Annotated in this window: 16 protein-coding genes and 4 tRNA genes; 9 read left to right on the forward strand and 11 right to left on the reverse strand. The window is 70.0% G+C overall.

Translation table 11 applies throughout. From position 1 onward, the window contains the following. Positions 1 to 8 precede the first annotated feature (8 nt). Positions 9 to 1,496 (reverse strand): MFS transporter, encoded by a 1,488-nt coding sequence (locus tag LZ604_RS30550; RefSeq protein WP_234519088.1) that lies wholly within the window; start codon positions 1,494 to 1,496, stop codon positions 9 to 11. 79 nt (positions 1,497 to 1,575) lie between these two features. On the opposite strand from LZ604_RS30550, the gene LZ604_RS30555 reads away from it, so the two are divergent. The 5 genes from LZ604_RS30555 to purM all read left to right on the forward strand — a co-directional run bounded on the left by LZ604_RS30555 (position 1,576) and on the right by purM (position 6,656). Then, positions 1,576 to 2,214: a TetR/AcrR family transcriptional regulator gene (locus tag LZ604_RS30555; RefSeq protein ID WP_234519089.1), complete on the forward strand. Its 639-nt coding sequence runs from the start codon at positions 1,576 to 1,578 to the stop codon at positions 2,212 to 2,214. Positions 2,215 to 2,224: 10 nt separating this feature from the next. Then, positions 2,225 to 3,022, forward strand: coding sequence for a maleylpyruvate isomerase family mycothiol-dependent enzyme (locus LZ604_RS30560; RefSeq protein WP_234519090.1), 798 nt, complete (start codon positions 2,225 to 2,227; stop codon positions 3,020 to 3,022). A gap of 99 nt (positions 3,023 to 3,121) precedes the next feature. Continuing rightward, positions 3,122 to 3,931, forward strand: a complete 810-nt coding sequence (locus LZ604_RS30565; RefSeq protein ID WP_234519091.1) for an META domain-containing protein — start codon at positions 3,122 to 3,124, stop codon at positions 3,929 to 3,931. 85 nt (positions 3,932 to 4,016) lie between these two features. Next, positions 4,017 to 5,543 (forward strand): amidophosphoribosyltransferase, encoded by a 1,527-nt coding sequence (gene purF, locus LZ604_RS30570; RefSeq protein ID WP_234519092.1) that lies wholly within the window; start codon positions 4,017 to 4,019, stop codon positions 5,541 to 5,543. Positions 5,544 to 5,576: 33 nt separating this feature from the next. Further along, on the forward strand, positions 5,577 to 6,656 hold the full coding sequence (gene purM / locus LZ604_RS30575) for a phosphoribosylformylglycinamidine cyclo-ligase (RefSeq protein WP_234519093.1): 1,080 nt from the start codon (positions 5,577 to 5,579) through the stop codon (positions 6,654 to 6,656). 84 nt (positions 6,657 to 6,740) lie between these two features. On the opposite strand, the gene LZ604_RS30580 is transcribed toward purM, so the two are convergent. Beyond that, positions 6,741 to 6,992, reverse strand: coding sequence for a DUF3073 domain-containing protein (locus LZ604_RS30580; protein ID WP_234519094.1), 252 nt, complete (start codon positions 6,990 to 6,992; stop codon positions 6,741 to 6,743). Between the two features lie 274 nt (positions 6,993 to 7,266). Beyond that, positions 7,267 to 8,400: a Leu/Phe/Val dehydrogenase gene (locus LZ604_RS30585; protein WP_234519096.1), complete on the reverse strand. Its 1,134-nt coding sequence runs from the start codon at positions 8,398 to 8,400 to the stop codon at positions 7,267 to 7,269. A gap of 232 nt (positions 8,401 to 8,632) precedes the next feature. Between LZ604_RS30585 and LZ604_RS30590 the strand changes: the two genes are divergently transcribed. Together LZ604_RS30590 and bldC are read left to right on the forward strand one after the other, a co-directional pair. Then, positions 8,633 to 9,475: a DUF8083 family protein gene (locus LZ604_RS30590; protein WP_234519098.1), complete on the forward strand. Its 843-nt coding sequence runs from the start codon at positions 8,633 to 8,635 to the stop codon at positions 9,473 to 9,475. 567 nt (positions 9,476 to 10,042) lie between these two features. Next, on the forward strand, positions 10,043 to 10,249 hold the full coding sequence (gene bldC, locus LZ604_RS30595) for a developmental transcriptional regulator BldC (RefSeq protein ID WP_003949541.1): 207 nt from the start codon (positions 10,043 to 10,045) through the stop codon (positions 10,247 to 10,249). Positions 10,250 to 10,748: 499 nt separating this feature from the next. Here the strand turns inward: bldC and LZ604_RS30600 are convergent, their stop codons facing one another. The 4 genes from LZ604_RS30600 to LZ604_RS30615 all read right to left on the reverse strand — a co-directional run bounded on the left by LZ604_RS30600 (position 10,749) and on the right by LZ604_RS30615 (position 16,712). After that, the gene (locus tag LZ604_RS30600; protein ID WP_234519100.1) at positions 10,749 to 10,943 is read right to left on the reverse strand and encodes a DUF6274 family protein; all 195 of its coding nucleotides are present in this window, start codon (positions 10,941 to 10,943) and stop codon (positions 10,749 to 10,751) included. A 993-nt stretch (positions 10,944 to 11,936) separates the two neighbouring features. Continuing rightward, a tRNA-Asp gene (locus tag LZ604_RS30605) sits at positions 11,937 to 12,011 on the reverse strand. A 93-nt stretch (positions 12,012 to 12,104) separates the two neighbouring features. Further along, complete coding sequence (hrpA, locus tag LZ604_RS30610; RefSeq protein WP_234519101.1) at positions 12,105 to 16,133, reverse strand: ATP-dependent RNA helicase HrpA; 4,029 nt, start codon at positions 16,131 to 16,133, stop codon at positions 12,105 to 12,107. 129 nt (positions 16,134 to 16,262) lie between these two features. Then, positions 16,263 to 16,712, reverse strand: coding sequence for a hypothetical protein (locus tag LZ604_RS30615; RefSeq protein ID WP_372482236.1), 450 nt, complete (start codon positions 16,710 to 16,712; stop codon positions 16,263 to 16,265). A 111-nt stretch (positions 16,713 to 16,823) separates the two neighbouring features. Between LZ604_RS30615 and LZ604_RS30620 the strand changes: the two genes are divergently transcribed. Beyond that, positions 16,824 to 17,483: an NADPH-dependent FMN reductase gene (locus LZ604_RS30620; protein ID WP_234519103.1), complete on the forward strand. Its 660-nt coding sequence runs from the start codon at positions 16,824 to 16,826 to the stop codon at positions 17,481 to 17,483. 104 nt (positions 17,484 to 17,587) lie between these two features. On the opposite strand, the gene LZ604_RS30625 is transcribed toward LZ604_RS30620, so the two are convergent. The 4 genes from LZ604_RS30625 to LZ604_RS30640 all read right to left on the reverse strand — a co-directional run bounded on the left by LZ604_RS30625 (position 17,588) and on the right by LZ604_RS30640 (position 19,654). After that, positions 17,588 to 17,661 (reverse strand) — tRNA-Phe (locus tag LZ604_RS30625). A 24-nt stretch (positions 17,662 to 17,685) separates the two neighbouring features. Then, positions 17,686 to 17,760, reverse strand: a tRNA-Asp gene (locus LZ604_RS30630). Between the two features lie 37 nt (positions 17,761 to 17,797). Continuing rightward, positions 17,798 to 17,870 (reverse strand) — tRNA-Glu (locus LZ604_RS30635). 179 nt (positions 17,871 to 18,049) lie between these two features. After that, on the reverse strand, positions 18,050 to 19,654 hold the full coding sequence (locus LZ604_RS30640; RefSeq protein ID WP_234519105.1) for a metallophosphoesterase family protein: 1,605 nt from the start codon (positions 19,652 to 19,654) through the stop codon (positions 18,050 to 18,052). 108 nt (positions 19,655 to 19,762) lie between these two features. Between LZ604_RS30640 and LZ604_RS30645 the strand changes: the two genes are divergently transcribed. Next, positions 19,763 to 20,113, forward strand: coding sequence for a metallopeptidase family protein (locus LZ604_RS30645; protein ID WP_234519107.1), 351 nt, complete (start codon positions 19,763 to 19,765; stop codon positions 20,111 to 20,113). Positions 20,114 to 20,374 lie beyond the last annotated feature (261 nt).

Genomic DNA, 20,374 nt, shown 5'->3' on the forward strand with positions numbered 1-20,374 from the left:
ACGCGTCGTCACGCCGAGACCGGTTGGCTCTGCCGGGCCGGGGCCGAAGCACCGTTCTGGCCAGCGGACTTGGGCAGCCGCAGGGCCAGCAGTGCGGCGAGGCCCATCAGTCCGGCCCCGCTCCAGAAGACGACCTGTGTCGCCTCGACGAAGGCGTGCACACCGGCCGCGTGGTGCGCTCCCCCCGGCCGGGCCGCCAGCGCGCCGACGTCGCCTCCGGGACCGTGGGCGGCGTAGACGCGGGCCAGCACGGTGCCGAAGGCGGCCGTGCCCAAGGCGTTGCCGAGCGTCTGGAAGAAACGGACGGAGGTGGTGGCGACGCCCAGCTGGTGGCGCGGTGCGGAGTTCTGGACGAGCAGGATCAGCTGGCCGACGAGCTGCCCGAAACCGGCACCGGTCAGGAGGAGTTCGCCGCGTATCCACCACAGCGAGGTGTGCGGGCCGGTGGTGGCGGCGAGGAGGGCGAGGGCGGTGGTGGCCGTGCCGCTGACCGTGAACGTCCGCGCCGACCAGCCGCGCGCGGTCAGCCGGCCGGAGAGCAGGCCGACGCCCGTCAGGCCGACCGCCATCGGGACGAGGTAGAGGCCGGCCGAGGAGCTGGCGATGCCGCGCGCGACCTGAAGGTAGATCAGCACGTAGTAGATGGTGCACATCATCGCGCTGCCCAGGATGGCCTGGACGGCGAAGCCCAGGCGCAGCTCGCGGACTGCGAACAGAGAGAGCGGAAGCACCGGTTCGGGCGCCCGTAGCTGCCGCCACAGGAACAGGGCGAGCGTCAGGGCGGCCGCCAGGACCAGTCCCAGGACGACCGGGGACGACCAGGGGTACCGCTTTCCGCCCCAGTCCGTCACCAGCAGCAGCGTGCTGGAGAACGCGGCCGCGAGCGCGGCACCGGTGTAGTCGATCGGGCGGCGCACCGGGCTCCCCGGAAGTTTCAGGGCCAGGGCGGACGCGGCCAGCACCGCGATTCCGATGGGCAGGTTGACGTAGAAGATCCAGCGCCAGTTCGCGTGGTCGGCCAGCAGGCCGCCGATCCAGGGGCCGATCGCCATCGCTCCGCCGGCGACGAGTCCGCCGATGTTGCCGCGCTTGTCGGAGCCCTTCTCCTGCGGACTCTTCAGATGGGCGATCACCACCATGGTCACGCTCATCAGTCCGCCGCCGCCCAGGCCCTGCAGGGCCCGGGCGGCGATGAGCTGTCCCATGGACTGGGCGGCGCCGCACAGTGCCGAACCGAGCAGGAACGTGGCGATCGCGCCGGTGAAGACGCGCTTGGGGCCGAGGACGTCGCAGAGCTTGCCGTACAGCGGCAGCATCGCCGCGGAGGCCAGCGCGTAGGCGCTGACCAGCCAGGGGATTGCCTCGATGCCGTGATCGGGATCCAGGTCGCGGACGATCGGGACGGTGGCGGCCGACACGATCTGCAGGTCCAGCAGGGCCAGGACGATCGTGACGAGGCAGACGAGGAAGCCGATTCTGCGTTGGGTCTCGGTCATGGCCATCACCATGCCGGGGAAGTGTGTACTGAGTCAATCTTTCATCCGAGAATAAGTTTGGCCTTGGTACAGTGCCTTCATGGGCGGACCGATGGGACTGCGAGAGCGCAAGAAGCTGGAGACGCGCAGGCGGATCTACCGGACCGCGGTCGCCCTGTTCGTCGAGCGCGGCTTCGACAACGTCTCCGTACAGGAGATCGCGGACGCGGCCGAGGTCTCCAAGATGACCGTCTTCAACTACTTCGGCAGCAAGGAGGACCTGATCCTCGGGCCCATGCTGGAGCACGTGGGCGATGCGTGCCGGGCCGTGCGCGAGCGCGAGCCGGGGGAGTCCGCGGTCGACGCCGTACGCCGGCAGTTCCTGGGGATGGTCGAGACGCGCGAAGCGTCGGTCGGCCTGCACGGCGAACCCTTCGCCCGCCAGGTGCGCAAACTCATCCTCGGCACCCCGGTCCTGATGGAACGCGCGTTCGTCGCCGTTCAGAAAAGCACCCGGGACATGGCCGCGGCCCTCGCCGAGGAGACCGGCGACGCGACGCTCGCCCTGATCGCCGCCTCCATGCTGAGCGCGGCCCGCAACGCCCTGATCGAGGAGCACCACAGCCGTATCGACGCGGGGGAGAGCCCGGACGCGGTCGCCGCCGACGCCGCCGAGCGGGCCGGGCGCGCCTTCGGGCTGGTGGAAAAGGGCCTGAGCGGCTACGCCGTGAAGACATAGGCTCACCCCCATGCCCCCGGCCAAGAAGCGCACCCGGACCTACGACCCGGCCAGGATCCGCGCCGCCGTGCCGGCCCAGTTCGGGAACATACGGGACGCAGTACGCACCCTCACCCCCGAGCACATGGCCTTGTCCACGCGGCTCGGCGACTGGACCGTACGCGACCTCGTCGCGCACATCGGGATGGCCGTCGGGGCCGTCACCCGGTTTCTCGACCTGCCGGAACCCGACCGGCAGGAGGTCACCCTCCTTGACTGGCCGTTCGCCACCGCGGCCACCGCGGCCGGCGTCCACGACCTGAGCCGTCACCTCGCAGAGCAGAACCCCGACCTCGACGCCTACCTCGCGGGTGTCGCGCAGCGCCTCACCGAGAGCCTGGACCGGCACCCCGGCACCCGGCTGCTCGCCGCCCGCACCGGCTCTCTGCCGCTGGCCGACTACCTCGTCACCCGCACCGTCGAACTCGTCGTCCACACCGACGACCTGAACGCCGCCGTCCCGGGACTGGACATCCCGTACGACCGTCAGGCCCTCGCCGCCTGCACCCGGCTGCTCGCAGACGCCCTCGCCGTCCGGGCACCCGGCGCCTCGACCGAGGTGCGGGTGCCGCCGTACGCCGTCGTGCAGTGCATCGAGGGCCCCCGCCACACCCGCGGCACCCCGCCGAACGTCGTCGAGACCGACCCGCTGACCTGGATCCGGCTGGCGACGGGCCGGATCACGTGGTCCTCCGCCCTCGCCGACGCCAAGGTCAGCGCGAGCGGCGAACGGGCCGACCTGGGAGACCTGCTGCCCTTGATGACCTGACCTGACCTGACCTGATCTGACCCGATCCGATCTGACCTGACCTGACCGGGCCGGGGCACGGCCGGGGAACCGTGCCCGAGCCCCGCCCGTCCCACCGCCATGGACAAGCACCGACTGGCCCTGACCGTGCTGACCCTGCTGCCGCTCGCGGTGGCCTGCGGCACCGAAGCCGGTTCGGGCGGCGGCAGCGGTTCCGTCGCCCCGGCTACGGGGTCGCCCGTCACCGGCGTCCACTGGCGCGTCGAGGGCCTCACCACCGACGGCACCACCCGTAAGGCCCCACGCGGCGCGTACCTCCGGATCGACGACCACGGCCGGGCCCACGGCAACTACGGCTGCAACAGCTTCGGCGCGCCCGCCGCCCTCCGGGGCGACCGCATCGACTTCGGTCCCGCCGAGTCCACCGAGATGGCCTGCGACAAGGCCCCCATGGCGTTCGAGAGGGCCTTTTCACGGACGCTCGCCGGCCGATCGCTCACCGCCGCCGTCGACCACGACGAACTGACGCTCACCACCGAGGACGGCGACCGCGTGCGCCTGACCAGGGAGAGCGACGCCCCTCTGTACGGCACCAGGTGGCGGATCGCCGCGCTGGTCGACGGCGGCGTCGCCTCCTCGCTGCCCGCCGAGGCGGCCGGGAAGGCGTGGTTCACGCTCGACAGGAAGGCGGGTACGGCATCCGGAGGCCTCGGCTGCAACCGGTTCACCGCGAAGGCGACCGTACGGGACGGTCACCTCACGCTGGGCAGCCTGAGGACCACGCGGAAGATGTGCGACGGCTCACTCATGGACACCGAGAAGAGCCTCAGCACCCGTCTCGGTCCCCCGCTCGCCTATCGGCTCGGGCACCGCGGGATTACGCTGACCAGCGCAAACGGCAAGGGAATCGACGCGGTCGCCGAGCGATGAGCACGGGCGGCCGAGGAGGCCGGGCACCGTACGGGGCAGATGGCCGGATTCGGACCAGTGCACGATCTCGCCTACACTCGGAGCCGTGCCACGTGGTGACGGTCGACTCAATCACGATCTGCTTCCCGGCGAGAAGGGCCCCCAGGACGCGTGTGGCGTCTTCGGTGTCTGGGCTCCGGGTGAAGAGGTCGCAAAGCTCACGTACTTCGGGCTCTACGCCCTCCAGCACCGGGGTCAGGAATCCGCGGGAATCGCGGTCAGCAACGGCTCCCAGATCCTCGTCTTCAAGGACATGGGCCTGGTCTCCCAGGTCTTCGACGAGACCTCGCTCAGCTCCCTCCAGGGTCACATCGCGGTCGGACACGCCCGCTACTCGACCACCGGCGCCTCCGTCTGGGAGAACGCCCAGCCGACGTTCCGGGCCACGGCGCACGGCTCGATAGCGCTCGGCCACAACGGCAACCTGGTCAACACGGCGCAGCTCGCCGAGATGGTCGCCGACCTCCCCAAGGAGAACGGCCGCGCCACCCAGGTGGCCGCCACGAACGACACCGACCTCGTCACCGCCCTCCTCGCAGGCCAGGTCGACGACGACGGAAAGCCGCTGACCGTCGAGGAGGCGGCCGCCAAGGTCCTGCCCCAGGTCAGGGGCGCCTTCTCGCTCGTCTTCATGGACGAGGACACCCTGTACGCGGCGCGCGACCCGCAGGGCATCCGCCCGCTGGTCCTCGGCAGGCTCGAGCGCGGCTGGGTCGTCGCCTCCGAGACCGCCGCGCTCGACATCACGGGCGCCAGCTTCATCCGCGAGATCGAACCCGGCGAGTTCGTCGCCATAGACGAGAACGGCCTGCGCACCTCACGATTCGCGGAAGCGAAGCCCAAGGGCTGTGTCTTCGAGTACGTGTACCTGGCCCGCCCGGACACCGAGATCGCCGGCCGCAACGTCTACCTCTCGCGCGTCGAGATGGGCCGCCGCCTGGCCAAGGAGGCGCCCGTCGACGCCGATCTGGTGATAGCGACACCCGAGTCCGGAACCCCCGCCGCCATCGGCTACGCGGAGGCGTCCGGGATCCCGTTCGGCGCCGGCCTGGTGAAGAACGCGTACGTCGGCCGCACCTTCATCCAGCCCTCGCAGACCATCCGCCAGCTCGGCATCCGGCTGAAGCTGAACCCCTTGAAGGAAGTCATCAGGGGCAAGCGCCTGGTCGTCGTGGACGACTCGATCGTGCGCGGCAACACCCAGCGGGCGCTGGTGCGGATGCTGCGCGAGGCGGGCGCCGCCGAGGTCCACATCCGGATCTCCTCCCCGCCGGTGAAGTGGCCCTGTTTCTTCGGCATCGACTTCGCCACGCGCGCCGAGCTGATCGCCAACGGCATGACGATCGAGGAGATCGGCACCTCGCTGGGCGCCGACTCCCTGGCGTACATCTCCCTCGACGGCATGATCGAGGCGACCACCATCGCCAAGCCGAACCTGTGCCGCGCCTGCTTCGACGGGGAGTACCCGATGGAGCTGCCCGACCCGGAGCTGCTGGGCAAGCAGCTGCTGGAGACCGAGCTGGCGGCCGGTCCGGCCGCCACGGCCGCGACCGACGCGATCCGTCGCCCGTGACATCTGCCGTACGACACGAAAGTTCTCATCGTCATGTCTGAGACCGTCAGTGCCGAGGGCGGCGCCAGCTACGCAGCAGCGGGCGTCGACATCGAAGCGGGCGACCGCGCCGTGGAGCTCATGAAGGAGTGGGTGAAGAAGACGCAGCGGCCCGAGGTCCTCGGTGGCCTCGGCGGCTTCGCCGGCCTCTTCGACGCCTCCGCCCTCAAGCGCTACGAGCGTCCGCTGCTCGCCTCCGCCACCGACGGCGTCGGTACGAAGGTCGACATCGCGCGCCGGATGGGCGTCTACGACACCATCGGCCACGACCTGGTCGCCATGGTCATGGACGACATCGTGGTCTGCGGTGCCGAGCCGCTGTTCATGACCGACTACATCTGTGTCGGCAAGGTCCACCCCGAGCGCGTCGCCGCGATCGTGAAGGGCATCGCCGAGGGCTGTGTGCTCGCGGGATGCGCCCTGGTGGGCGGTGAGACGGCCGAACACCCCGGACTCCTCGGTGAGGACGACTTCGATGTCGCGGGGGCCGGTACGGGCGTTGTGGAGGCCGACCGGCTGCTCGGCGCGGATCGCATCCGCGAGGGTGACGTGGTGATCGCCATGGCCGCGTCGGGACTTCACTCGAACGGGTACTCGCTGGTGCGGCATGTCCTCCTCGACCGGGCGAAGCTCGGCCTCGACCAGCACATCGAGGAACTGGGCCGTAGTCTCGGCGAGGAGCTGCTCGAGCCCACGAAGATCTACTCGCTGGACTGCCTGGCGCTGACCCGCACCGCCGAGGTGCACGCGTTCAGCCACATCACCGGTGGCGGGCTCGCGGCCAACCTGGCCCGGGTGATCCCGGACGGCCTGCACGCGGTCGTCGACCGGTCCACCTGGGCCCCTGCGCCGGTGTTCGACCTCGTCGGGAAGACCGGCGGCGTCGAGCTCCTGGAGCTGGAGAAGACCCTGAACATGGGCGTCGGCATGATCGCGGTCGTCCCCGGGCAGTCGGTGGACGTCGCGCTCGCCGCCCTGGCGGACCGTGGCGTCGAGGCATGGGTCGCCGGCGAGATCACCGGCCGGCGTGACCACGCCACGGGCGCCGCCCTCGTGGGCACATACGCACGGTAAGAGCCTCGCGGGCCGACTCCCGGCGGACAGCACACAACCCGGTCCGTGGCCAGGCCACGGACCGGGTGGGAGTTCAGTGCAGGGTCAAGCGCCGCGGCGACGCTGCTGCGGGGACTGGTCGTCCTCGTCCTCGTCGTCGTCCTCGTAAAGGTCGGCGTACCGTGCGTACAGGTCGTCGTCGTGCTCATCGTCCTCGAACCGGTCGCCGTTCGGCGACGCGTTCGACGTCGATGCGCCCAGCTCCTCGGCCAGGCGTGAGAGATCCGTCCCACCGCTGTTGTACTTCAGCTGGCGGGCGACCTTCGTCTGCTTGGCCTTGGCCCGGCCGCGCCCCATGGCTCGACCCCCTCAACGACGGGGCTCGACGGCCCCAGAGTCTTGACACGCGTTCATGATCCGGAACGGGCTCTCCTTGGAGAGACCGGTCCGTAGGGCTTCCACGGTACCTGAGCCCACGCCCATACGGTACGTCGCCCGCAAGGCGGGCGTGTGCACAGGACCGTCGAGGCGCCCCGTCCTCGCTGGTCACGGCCGATTTTAACCACTTATTGGCCGACGACCCGCCGATAAGAGTGAGAGTTCTCTCCAACCTCTCATCGGCGGGTACCGGTCAGAGCTGTGCTGCACCCCCGGGAAGGGCCCCCGTGACGGAGCCCGTCCGTGCCTCCGCCATCCGCTGCTCGGCGATCCGGTCGGCCGCCGCGGCCGGCGGAATACCGTCAGCCTTCGCACGTGCGAATATGGCCAGTGTGGTGTCGAAGATCTTCGCCGCCTTCGCCTTGCAGCGGTCGAAGTCGAAGCCCTGCAGCTCGTCGGCCACCTGGATGACGCCGCCGGCGTTGACGACGTAGTCGGGGGCGTACAGGATCCCGCGGTCGTCGAGGTCCTTCTCCACTCCCGGGTGCGCGAGCTGGTTGTTGGCCGCGCCGCACACCACCTTCGCCGTCAGCACCGGCACGGAGTCGTCGTCGAGCGCGCCGCCCAGCGCACAGGGCGCGTAGATGTCGAGCGCCCCGAGGGGATGGGCACCGCGGATGAGGGCGTCGGTGTCGTCGGCCACGGCCACCTCGGGGTGCGCGTCGGTGATCCGGCGCACGGCGTCCGGGCGCACATCCGTGATCACTACCTGGGCGCCGTCCTCCAGCAGGTGTTCCACCAGGTAGTGCCCGACCTTGCCGACGCCCGCGACGCCCACCGTGCGCCCGCGCAGAGTGGGGTCGCCCCACAGGTGCTGGGCCGAGGCCCGCATGCCCTGGAAGACGCCGTAGGCGGTCAGCACGGAGGAGTCGCCGGCACCGCCGTTCTCCGGGGAGCGGCCGGTGGTCCAGGGGTTCGCCCGTGCCACGACGTCCATGTCGGCGACGTAGGTGCCGACGTCGCACGCGGTGACGTACCGGCCACCGAGCGAGGCCACGAAACGGCCGTACGCGAGCAGCAGCTCCTCGGTCTTGATCCGCTCGGGGTCGCCGATGATCACGGCCTTGCCGCCGCCGTGGCCGAGCCCGGCCATGGCGTTCTTGTACGACATTCCGCGCGCGAGGTTCAGCGCGTCGGCGACGGCCTCCTCCTCGTTGGCGTACGGGTAGAAGCGCGTGCCGCCGAGCGCGGGGCCCAGGGCGGTGGAGTGGATCGCGATGACGGCCTTGAGGCCACTGGCCCGGTCCTGGCAGAGCACGACTTGCTCATGGCCTCCCTGCTCCGAGCGGAACAGGGTGTGCAGGACGCCGTCGGATACGTCGGTCACGGTGGTGACTCCCGGTTGAGTAGCGGCGGTTGGGTGCGGGTCCCGTGCGGGTGGCGGGCCCCGTGGGCATGAGCGTAGAGCGTGCGGGTGCCCGCCAGCCGCGCAGTGCCCAGGATCACCCTCCCTCGGAGTACACCGGGATCGGTTCGTGGGACGATTTGCAATGGTTTTCCACCTCGTTCGGCCGCGCCCGGACGGGTTTCGCGTCAGGTCCGATGGGGAGGGAGCAGGCGTGCCCAAGGTGTCCTCGGTGATCGTCCCGTACGCGTCCTACTTGCGGGTGTACGAACCGCTGGCCGCCTTCCCCGAGCCGGAGCGCAGCCACTGGGCGCGCTACGCCCGGCGCCCCGACCGCCCCTCGTACCAGGACGAATTGCGCCGCTCCCTTGCCGATTTGCTGCCCACGCCGCCGGTCGCGGTGCCGGTGCACGAGAGCAGCGACGCCTTCGTGACCGAGGTCGAGGGAGCGCTGTGCGTGTGCCCCTGGCGCACCCGGCTCCGCGGCTGGCAGGCCCTCGGGGAGCTGGCGCAGGAGCTGCCGGCGCCGGTCCTGGACACGGTGCTGCCGCCGGTCGTGCGCCGCCAGGCCGCCCAGGACTACGAGCGCTGGCTGGAGCGCAATCCGGACGCCCGGCCGTGGATCCGGACCGCGACCTGGCAGGTGCCGCTGAACTGGTTCGTGCTGGTCTCCGACGAGGAGCGCCGGTACGAGAAGGGGTCCGCCGAGGTGCCCCCGATGCTGCGGTACCGCACGCCCATGGTTCAGGCCCGGCGGCGCACCGCACGGGCGCTGCGGACCCTGAGGGACGCCATCGACGAGGGGCCGCTGATCGACGGCCTGGTCGACGTGGGGCGGTGGCTGGAGGAGTTCCACCCGCGGTCGCTGGTCGAGCTGGACTACGGCGGCCTCGTCCATGTGCTGCCGCCCGCGGAACTGGACGGCGACCATTCGGCCGCGGATGTCGCCGAGGGCATCGAGGCCCTGCGCTACGGGGACGGCGCCACGGCGGGGGAGGCGTACGGGCGGCTGGTGGAGCGCTGGCGGGCCGTACGGGACCGTCGCTCGGCGAACTGAGGGCGGCATCCGCCGTCGGGCCTTCTGAACCAGTGCACGAATTGTGACCTACGAGACATGGTGAAGTGACAACCGTTGGCCCATGGTTGACGTACCGCAGGCCCGCCCGGTGGGACGTAGGTATCGATCCGGGCTTATGCCGTCAAGCGTGACGGACGGCACTTACAAGGACCTTGCGCCTTACGGCCCTCCTCATGCCAAAATAGGACAAGGAGCCCGGGGGAGGTTCCTTCTGCCCACTTGGCACCACTTATGGGCGGAATCTCAGCATTGCACTCTCCTTGGGGGGTCTAGTGCCTCCTGATCGTCCTGTGACTGATCGTCACAGTGGCGTGACTGTCCGCTATGGCATGGTCCATCGGCTTCCGTCGCTGATGAACACCTGGGAGGGCAATTCCATCGGTTTGGCCGACGCGGCTGGACAGATGGTGTAGTTGTAGTGCCGAGGACAAGCCGTTCGTCCTATAACCGACTCGACTCGCGTCCGCCATTTCGGGCAACGCGGGTCAAGGTGCAGAATTTAGAGGAAAGAACCGAGAAGGTTCGGTTCTCCCGAGGAGGCCGCTCATGACCGCTCGCACCCCTGATGCCGAGCCGCTGCTGACCCCGGCTGAGGTCGCCACGATGTTCCGCGTCGACCCCAAGACGGTCACGCGGTGGGCGAAGGCCGGCAAGCTCACGTCGATCCGCACGCTCGGCGGGCACCGCCGCTACCGCGAGGCTGAGGTGCGCGCTCTGCTCGCGGGCATCCCGCAGCAGCGCAGCGAGGCCTGAACAACTGCATAGCCGGACATACCGGCAGGTCCCCCAACCTGCCGCGACGTCCGAACCACAGCTCCAAGCGACGCGGGTTCTGCCCCAACAGGGCCCTCGCCCAAGGTCAGTAGAGGCACGACAAGGGTGCGTCGTCGATCGCGCTGGACTCCGCCGGGTCCAGCGCGATCTTTTTTGTTCCCTGGTCCGTGGTCCTGGGGCCGGTCTGTGAGCGGCCTTGTCGGAGTCTGGGGAGGGGTGTCGGATCTGCTGTGCGGGACCTCAGGGCATGGTGCAATTGCACATATTAAATTGACTTGTTGTAGGAGGGGTGTAAGTGGAGGGGTCCCCAAAACTCATGCGGTGACACCCGTCACACGTTCGCGCCCTTGCGGTGTTCATCGTGCCGTTGCTAAGGGAACACGGCTGAGTGAAGGGGGCGTTGGGCGGGCCGTACGTCCGCGAGTGCCCCGGCGGACGTTCTCCAATCCCTCTCGTCGAGCCGGCCTGCGAGGCCGGCTCACGCCGTGGCCGGGCGGTCTTCCTCGGGGGTCGTCCCGGGACCTTCCTCCTCGGCGCGCTGGCCGGGCTCCATGGCCAGCCGCAGAAGGTGATGGCAGACCGCACAGCGCCGCGTCAGATGGCGGTACCCGGAAGCGGCGGCCAGATGGGCACGGAGCAGAGCACGGGTCTCGTGCCGAGCGGACGTCGCCATACGCCACCTCCCCAGGGCCCGGACAGGCAGGGCCTTGAGTTCTGGGGTACCGACGAAAGCCGACGCCGTCAAGACACCCGAAACACCCCGGAACCGGTAACGCCGACGGCTTCGCCATCGGGGGCACGCGCGGAAGGGTCGCTTGGGCGGTGGCGTCGGGGACGGCGGGGACGCCGGCGGCGGCGAAGCCGCCTGGTCCGGCGGGGACGCCGAGACGGCCGGAGGCGTTGGGGTGTTCAAGGTGCCGAGACCGCGGGGGCGCTGAGTGCCGAAGACGCCGAGGCGGCTCGGACGTCGGGGTGCCGGAGTCCCTGAGGGCGGCGAAAACGGTGAAGGCGGCGGGGATGTCAGGGGCGCCGAGGACCCCCGGGGTGCCGGGGGCGGCGGACACGTGGAAGGGCTGAGGGCGGTGAAGGCGGCGAAGCTGCCGTGGATCGCGACGGCGCCACGGGCGACGGGAATGCCCAAGACGCCGAGGTAGGCGAAGAGCCGGGGACGCCGAGACGGCCGGAGGCGTTGGGGTGTTCAAGGTGCCGAGACGCGGGGGCGCTGAGTGCCGAAGGTGCTGAGGACGTCAGGAGCGTCGAGGTGGGGTGAGGGCGGGCGTTGAGGCGGGTGAAGGCGGCGAACGCGGTGAACGCGGCGAAGACGTCGAAGGTGCGGAAGATGGCGAGGCCGGCGGGGACGCCGGGGGAACCGAAGACGCCGGGGGAGTCGAAGGCGCCGGGGGTGCCGTGGGCGAGAGCTCCGCGGATGCCGGGGACGCGCGAAGCTGCCGGGGAGCGCGGAGGTGTCGAAGCCGCCGAAGACTGCCGAGAGGTCACGGGCACTGGAGACGCCGAGGAAGGCGAAGTGCCAGGGGCGCCGAAACGCGGGGCGCCGGGGCGCCCGAGTCGCCGAGACGGCGGAGCGCCGAGTGCCGTAGGCGCCGGCAAGGCGGGGCGCGTCGGAGGCACGAGAAAGCCCCGCATCCGTAGATGCGGGGCTTCGCTGCGGTCCTGACGGGATTTGAACCCGCGGCCTCCACCTTGACAGGGTGGCGAGCACTCCAAACTGCTCCACAGGACCAGGTTTCGCGGCGCTCATCGTGCGGTGCGCTGCGAGAAGAGACTGTACAGGAGGGTGAGGCCCTGGTCGAACTCACCCACCGTGAACGAGCCGTTACGGCGCCGCCGCGTCGATCGCCTTCACGATGCGCTTGTCCGAGACCGGGTACGCCGTCCCCAGCGCGTGCGCGAAGTAGCTGACCCGCAGCTCCTCGATCATCCAGCGGATGTCCAGCACCGACGAGGGGACGGGACGGCCCTGTGGCAGCTGTTCCAGCAGCCACGCGTACTCGTCCCGCATCTCGTGCACCTTCGCCATACGCGTGGTGTCCCGCTGGACGTTCGTCGGCATCTGCTGCAGCCGGCGGTCCGCGGCGACCAGATAGCGCATCAGGTCGGGCAGGCGCCGGATGCCCACCTCCGTGACGAAGCCGGGCTTCACAAGGGCGTCCAGCTGAGCCCGTACATCCGCCAGGTTCGGCAGCAGGGCCGGGCTCCGTACGGCCTTCAGACGGCGCTCGCAGGCCTGCCACGCGGCCAGCACCTGCTGCACCTGCCCGACCGTACGGACCGTCGCGTCGACGATCTCCGCCCGCACCTTGTCGTACAGCTTCCGGTACGACTCCTCGTCCCACGCGGGCCCGCCGAAGTCCCCGATCAGCTTGTCCGCGGCCGCCATCGCGCAGTCGTCGAACAGTGCCTGGATCGAGCCGTGCGGGTTCGCGGACAGGCCGAGCTTCTGCTGGTTCGTCAGCTTCTCGGACGCAAACTTCGCAGGGTTGACCGGGATGTTCCGCAGGATCAGCCGCCGCGTGCCCTTCCACATCGCCCGCGCCTGCTCCGCCTCCGTGTCGAACAGGCGCACGGAGACCGTGTCGCCGTCGTCGACCAGCGCCGGGTACGCCTTCACCGGCTGGCCGGCGCGCCGGGTCTCGAAGACACGGGTGAGAGAGCCGATCGTCCAGTCCGTCAGACCCGCACGCTCCAGGGACTCCCCGCCCCGCCGCTCGGCCGTGGCCGCCGCGGCCTGCGAGAGTGCCTGGCGCGCCTTCGGCTTCAGCCGGAGCTTCAGGGCCTCCAGATCCTTGTCCTCGGCCAGCTTGCGGCGTCGCTCGTCGACGACCCGGAAGGTGATCTTCAAGTGGTCGGGCACCTTGGACCAGTCGAAGTCGTCGGCCTCGAAGGGCACGCCCACCATGCGCTTCAGCTCGCGCGCCATCGCCGTGGTCAGCGCCTCCTGGAGGGAGGGTGTGTGCGTGCCCCCCTCGGGGGGCGCCGCCTTCTCCAGGAACGCCTTCGCATAGTTCGGCGCCGGCACGTAGTTGCGGCGGATGGGCTTCGGGAGGGAGCGGATCAGCTCGGTGACCAGTTCCTCCCGCAGGCCCGGGATCTGCCAGTCGAAGCCCTCGTCCGTGACCTGGTTGAGGACCTGCAACGGGATGTGGACGGTCACGCCGTCCGCGTCCGCGCCCGGCTCGAACTGGTAGGTGACCTTGAACTTCAGACGGCCCTGGCGCCAGGAGTCGGGATAGTCGTCCTTGGTGACCGCGCCCGCCTTCTCGTTGATGAGCATCTCGCGCTCGAAGTCGAGGAAGTCGGGCTGCTCGTGCCGCTTGCGCTTCCACCAGGAGTCGAAGTGCGCGCCGGACACCACGTGCTCGGGCACCCGCTGGTCGTAGAAGTCGAACAGCGTCTCGTCGTCCACCAGGATGTCCCGGCGCCGGGCACGGTGCTCCAGCTCCTCGACCTCGGTGAGCAGCCGGCGGTTGTCGGCGAAGAACTTGTGGTGCGTACGCCAGTCGCCCTCGACGAGAGCGTTGCGGATGAACAGCCCGCGGCTCGCCTCCGGGTCGATGCGCCCGTAGTTCACCTTCCGCTGGGCGACGATCGGGACGCCGTACAGCGTGACCTTCTCGTAGGCCATGACGGCCGCCTGGTCCTTCTCCCAGTGCGGCTCGCTGTACGTCCGCTTGAGCAGGTGGCCGGCGAGCGGCTCGACCCACTCGGGTTCGATCTTGGCGTTGACCCGCGCCCACAGGCGGGACGTCTCGACGAGCTCGGCCGACATCACGAAGCGCGGCGGCTTTTTGAACAGCGACGAGCCGGGGAAGATCGCGAACTTGGCGTTGCGGGCGCCGAGGTACTCGTTGCGTCCGCCGTCCCTGCGTGTGCCGGGGCCGGAGTCCTTGGACTCCTTCACGTCCTTCAGCCCGATGTGCGAGAGCAGACCGGCCAGGAGCGAGATGTGGATGCGGTCCGCCGGGGCGTCCTGCTCGTTCAGGTGGATGCCCATCTGCTTGGCGACCGTGCGCAGCTGGGTGTAGATGTCCTGCCATTCGCGGATGCGCAGGAAGTTCAGGTACTCCTGCTTGCACATCCGGCGGAACGACGAGGAGCCCCGCTCCTTCTGCTGCTCGCGGATGTAGCGCCAGAGGTTGAGGTAGGCGAGGAAGTCGCTCGTCTCGTCCTTGAAGCGGGCGTGCTGCTGGTCGGCCTGGGCCTGCTTCTCGGCGGGGCGCTCGCGCGGGTCCTGGATGGACAGCGCGGCGGCGATGACCATGACCTCGCGGACACAGCCGTTCTTGTCCGCCTCCAGGACCATGCGGGCCAGGCGCGGGTCGACCGGCAGCTGAGCGAGCTTGCGGCCGGTGTCGGTGAGGCGCTTGCGCGGGTCCTTCTGGTCCGGGTCAAGTGCGCCCAGTTCCTGGAGGAGCTGAACGCCGTCGCGGATGTTGCGGTGGTCCGGCGGGTCGATGAAGGGGAACTTCTCGATGTCGCCGAGACCGGCCGCGGTCATCTGCAGGATGACGGAGGCCAGGTTCGTGCGGAGGATCTCGGCGTCGGTGAACTCGGGCCGGGTGCCGAAGTCCTCCTCGCCGTACAGCCGGATGCAGATACCGTCCGACGTGCGGCCGCAGCGGCCCTTGCGCTGGTTGGCGCTGGCCTGGGAGATCGGCTCGATGGGCAGGCGCTGGACCTTGGTGCGGTGGCTGTAGCGGGAGATGCGCGCGAAGCCGGGGTCGATGACGTACTTGATGCCCGGGACGGTGAGGGATGTCTCGGCGACGTTCGTGGCCAGAACGATCCTGCGGCCCGTGTGCGGCTGGAAGACGCGGTGCTGCTCCGCGTGGGAGAGCCGGGCGTACAGCGGCAGGATCTCGGTGTTCTGCCAATCAACGCCTCCGGCGCGGGTGTACTGCTTCCTGGTCAGCGCGTCCGCGGTGTCGCGGATCTCGCGCTCTCCGGAGAGGAAGACCAGGATGTCGCCCTGGCCCTCGCCCATCAGCTCCTCCACGGCGTCCGTGATCGCGGTGATCTGGTCGCGGTCGGCGTCGTCGGAGTCCTCCTCGAGGAGGGGGCGGTAGCGCACCTCCACCGGATAGGTACGGCCGCTGACCTCGATGATCGGAGCGTTGCCGAAGTGGCGGGAGAAGCGCTCGGGATCGATCGTGGCCGAGGTGATGACGACCTTGAGGTCCGGTCGCCGGGGGAGGAGCTGGGCGAGGTAGCCGAGCAGGAAGTCGATGTTGAGGGACCGCTCGTGGGCCTCGTCGATGATGATCGTGTCGTAGGCGCGCAGCTCGCGGTCCGTCTGGATCTCGGCGAGCAGGATGCCGTCCGTCATGAGCTTGACGAAGGTGGCGTCCGGGTTCACCTGGTCGGTGAAGCGGACCTTCCAGCCGACCGCCTCGCCGAGTGGCGTGTCCAGCTCCTCGGCCACCCGCTCGGCGACCGTCCGGGCGGCGATACGGCGGGGCTGGGTGTGGCCGATCATGCCGCGGACGCCACGGCCGAGCTCGAGGCAGATCTTGGGGATCTGGGTGGTCTTGCCTGAGCCGGTCTCACCGGCCACGATCACGACCTGGTGGTCGCGTATGGCCTCGGCGATCTCGTTCTTCTTCTGGCTGACCGGCAGCTGCTCGGGGTAGGTGACGGCGGGGACACGGGCGGCGCGCCCGGCCATCCGGTCCTCGGCCTTGGCGACCTCGGCCTCGATCTCGGTGAGCACGGCGGCCCGGGCCTCGGGCTGGCGGATCTTGCGCGCGCCTTCGAGCCGGCGCCCGAGACGGTGCGCGTCGCGCAGGGACAGCTCGGCCAGTCGGGGCGCGAGGGCGCCGAGGGCGGGGGCGGGATGCGTAGACATACGCGGTCCAGGATCTCACCTCGGCGAAATTCATGGCTAACGATTTGCGTCCGGCGATTCGCCGGGAGGTGAGACGGCCGTTGAGCAGGGGCGGAACGCGTTTCGTCCGTCTCCCGTGTTCCCTTGCGCTCAGTCGTCGCCCGGCTTGGGGGAGGCCGGAGCCGAAGGTGCCGCGGGGGCCGGAGCCGGAGCCGGTACATGGGGCGCGGAAACCGGGGCCGGAGAGGGCGGCGGGGTCTGAGTGGCCTGGGCGCGGGCCGTTCGCTCCTGGGCCATGGACTTGGCGGTGTTGGAGACGGCCTTGATCCCCAGATAGGCGGTGGTCATGCTGCTGACGGCCGTGAATGCCGCGGTGAGGACGCCGACGATCACGGATTTGTCACCGTCCAGACGCCATACCCCGAAGATCGCGACTCCGGCGATCGCGAGGTTGCTCATGATCACCGCGAGCATGCCGTAGCGCGCCCGGTCCTGCTCCAGCTCGAGGTCCCCCATGGCCTTGGCCCGGTCCCCGCCCATGATCTCCCCCACCCGCACGGTTGCGTCGACGGCCAGAAGGTAGCGCTCCGGCGGGAACATGCCAACATCCGGCACGCCCTTCGCCGCTGTCGCACGGCAGCCCTCCCGGAACCACACTGGTCAGTGGGGCGCCCCGCCGGAGGCGCGTGCCCACGACGGAAGGACGGACCCATGCCCACGGACACGCCTCCCGGCCCGCTGCGGGTCCTGGTGTTCGGCGCGGCGCTGCGGGCCGACTCGGCCAACGCGCGCCTCGCCGCGCTCGTGGCCCGGCTGATCTCGGACACCGGCGCGGCGGTCCACCTCGCCGCCATGCGCGACTTCGACATGCCCTTGTACGACGGCGACATGGAGGCCACCGAAGGGCTGCCGCACGGCGCCCTCGCCCTGCGCGATCAACTCGAACAGAGCGACGCCTTCGTCATCTCCTCGCCGGAGTACAACGCCTCCGTGCCGGGAGTGCTGAAAAACGCGATCGACTGGGTCTCCCGTGTTCGGCCGCAGCCGTTCAAGACCAAGAACGCGATGCTTCTCTCCGCTTCGCCGTCCCTGGTCGGTGGCAACCGCGGACTGTGGGCCTTGAGGATGCCCCTGGAACACCTGGGCACCCGCGTCTACCCGGACATGTTCAGCCTGGCCCATAGCTACCAGGCCTTCGCCGAGGACGGAACGCTTGTCGATCCGGGGCTGCAGCAGCGTCTCACCGAGACCGTGTCGGGTTTCCTCAGCCTCGTCGAAGCGGACGTGCGCTACGTCTGCCTGCAACGCCGGTGGTACGAGTTCCTGGGGGACCGCACCGAGGCGGCCATCACCCAGCGTGCCGAGGAGTGAGGCCGGGACGCCATGAGTCTCTGCTCCTCAGGCCCCCGTTGGCCGCACGAAAACACCCCCGCCGATGATCATCGGCGGGGGTGTTTGCCCTGATGGGGCGATTGTGGCTGGGGCCGGGGTCGAACCGGCGACCTTCCGCTTTTCAGGCGGACGCTCGTACCAACTGAGCTACCCAGCCACGAGGTTTCACGTGAAACCTCAGCGGTCCTGACGGGATTTGAACCCGCGGCCTCCACCTTGACAGGGTGGCGAGCACTCCAAACTGCTCCACAGGACCAAGCTATGCGTACGACAGTGTCGCACATGGTGTTGCGTGCCCCCAACGGGATTCGAACCCGTGCTACCGCCTTGAAAGGGCGGCGTCCTAGGCCGCTAGACGATGAGGGCTATCGGCCCGCCTGGGCGCTTCTCAGCGCGTCGGGGACGTGAGAAGCATATGGGATCGGGCGAGGGTTCGCCAAAACGGTTTACGGGACGCTCGGCGCGAGAGCCGCAGCGGAGCTGTTCGAGCCCGCACCGGAGCGGTCCACACCGGTGCCCGCAGGGTGCGGAGCAGGGCCGGAAGGTCATGGAGTGACGCCGGGGAGGCCCGTGGGCGCGGTGCCCGGGGAGGAGGAGCCGGCGCCGGGGGACGGGGCCGTGCCCGGCTGGTTCTCCTTGGCCAGGTGGCGGCTCACCTCCGCCGTGGTCTGGCCCAGGCCGCCGAGCTTGATCGCGTCCCACGCCTGGAGGCGGCGGGTGTTCCGGTCCAGGTAGAGGATCGAGGCCTCCACGGGCGCCGGGTACTGGTGCTCGACCGCGCGCAGCCCGCTGCCGCCCGTCGAGCCCTCGATGCGCAGCCGGGTGCCGTACTTCATGATCTCCATCCCCTCGTGGTGCACATGGCCGGCCAGGACCATGGGCACCTCGCCGTCCGTCTGGCGGGCGGCCGTCGGCTCATGGGTGATCGCGACGTCCACGGGCGTCCCGGCGGCCTTCTGGTCGCGCAGGGCGGAGGCCAGGCGCGCACCCGCCAGCTCCTCGGCGCGGTCACCGCCGGGTGCCACGGAGCGGTCCGGAGTGAACTGGGGGTCGCCGATCCCGGCGAAGCGCAGGCCCGCGACCGTGATCGCCCGGCCGTCGTCCAGGACGTGCACGTTCTTCATGTGCTCCAGGTAGCGCTGGGTGGTGCGGGAGTCGTGATTGCCCCGGACCCAGATGTACGGGGCGCCCAGATCCGCGATCGGGTCCAGGAAACCGTTCTCCGCCGCCGTGCCGTGATCCATGGTGTCGCCCGAGTCGACGATCACGTTGACGTCGTACTGCCGCACCAGGGACGCGATGATCTTCCAGCTGGCCGGGTTGAGGTGGATGTCGGAGACGTGCAGGACCCGGATGGTGGTCGGGTCGGGTTCGTACGCCGGGAGGGTCGAGGTGACGTCGTACAGCTTGGTCACGTTGGTCACCAGGCGAGCCAACTCCTTCTGGTAGACGTCGAATTCGGTGACGATGCTGCGCGCGTTGCCGACCAGGGAAGGGGCCGAGGAGAGCAGGCCGGAGAACTTCGGCTCGAGGACCGACTTGGGGTTCCAGGTGGCGTACGCCGTCGCGCCCGAGGCGGCGAGCAGCGCGAGCGCCAGGCCGCCGGCCGCCAGGGCCCGGCGGGGGCGGCGGTAGACGGCCAGGCCCAGCGCGGTGGCGCCGGCGACCACCGCGACACACGAGCGGACGGCCAGATCGAGCGTGCCGTGTTCGACGTCGTGGGTGATCTCCTGCTGGAGCCCGGAGATCCGCTCCGGGTGGTCGACGAGGGCCTGGGCGCGGACCGGGTCGAGCTGGTCCACATTGACGTCGAGGCGCACGGGGGCGTCGTGGCTGTCCAGCCGCAGGGCGCCGAGCGGGGAAACGTTGATCTTCGTGCCGCCGATGAGTGACGGGCGCAGGGTCATGGTGGTGTTCATGGGCCCGACCGGCACGCGCACATTGCCCACGATCAGCAGTCCGAGCCAGGCGCCGAGGAGGACTACGGCGACCATGCCGAGTGCCCGGAGCCAGGGGTGCGGCTGGGGGGCGAGTTCGGCGGCGGGCAGGGGGCGGAGCGAGCGGTAGTGCCGGGCGAGGGAGCCGGGCGCCCTTCGTATGCGATTCCAGACTGCGGCGGGGATGAGCGGGACGAGGGGAACGCGGGCCATTGGTGCCGTATGCCCAGATCGCCCGGCCGATATGCGGGACACCCGATGCCCCACCTGTCAGGGTCCCGACGCCTCACCTAGGAGGGTGTCGTACCGGACAATGGCCCTGTGCTGGAGATGACGCGTGAGGAGTTCGAGGAGCTGGTCGCCGAGGCGCTCGACCGGATCCCGCCGGAGCTGACGCGGCTGATGGACAACGTGGCGGTGTTCGTCGAGGACGAGCCGCCCCGCGACGATCCCGAGCTGCTCGGACTGTACGAGGGCACTCCGCTGACCGACCGCGGGGAGTGGTACGCGGGCGTGTTGCCGGACCGGATCACCATCTACCGCGGGCCGACCCTGCGGATCTGCGAGACACGGGAGGACGTGGTCGCGGAGGCCGAGGTGACGGTGGTGCACGAGATCGCGCACCACTTCGGAATCGATGACGCGCGACTGCACGCGCTGGGGTACGGCTGAGGCGCGGCCATACGCGCCGGGGTGCGGGGATACGGCCGATGCGGGGTCGCGTGTGCCAGGGGTACGGCTGAGGCGGGGTCGCGTGTGCCAGGGGTACGGCTGAGGCGGGGTCGCGTGTGCAAGGAGCGCGGCGGTGCGGGGGTGGTGTCCGTGGGACACCGGAGTGAGACCGGCGTACGCCTCTTTCCGCGCGTGTAGCTGTGACGTGTGACGCTCTCCGTGCGGAGCGCGTGTCCTCTTGCGGGCGATGGGAGTTGGGCA

The organism is Streptomyces glomeratus, from assembly GCF_021462825.1.
GTDB classification, from domain to species: domain Bacteria; phylum Actinomycetota; class Actinomycetes; order Streptomycetales; family Streptomycetaceae; genus Streptomyces; species Streptomyces glomeratus.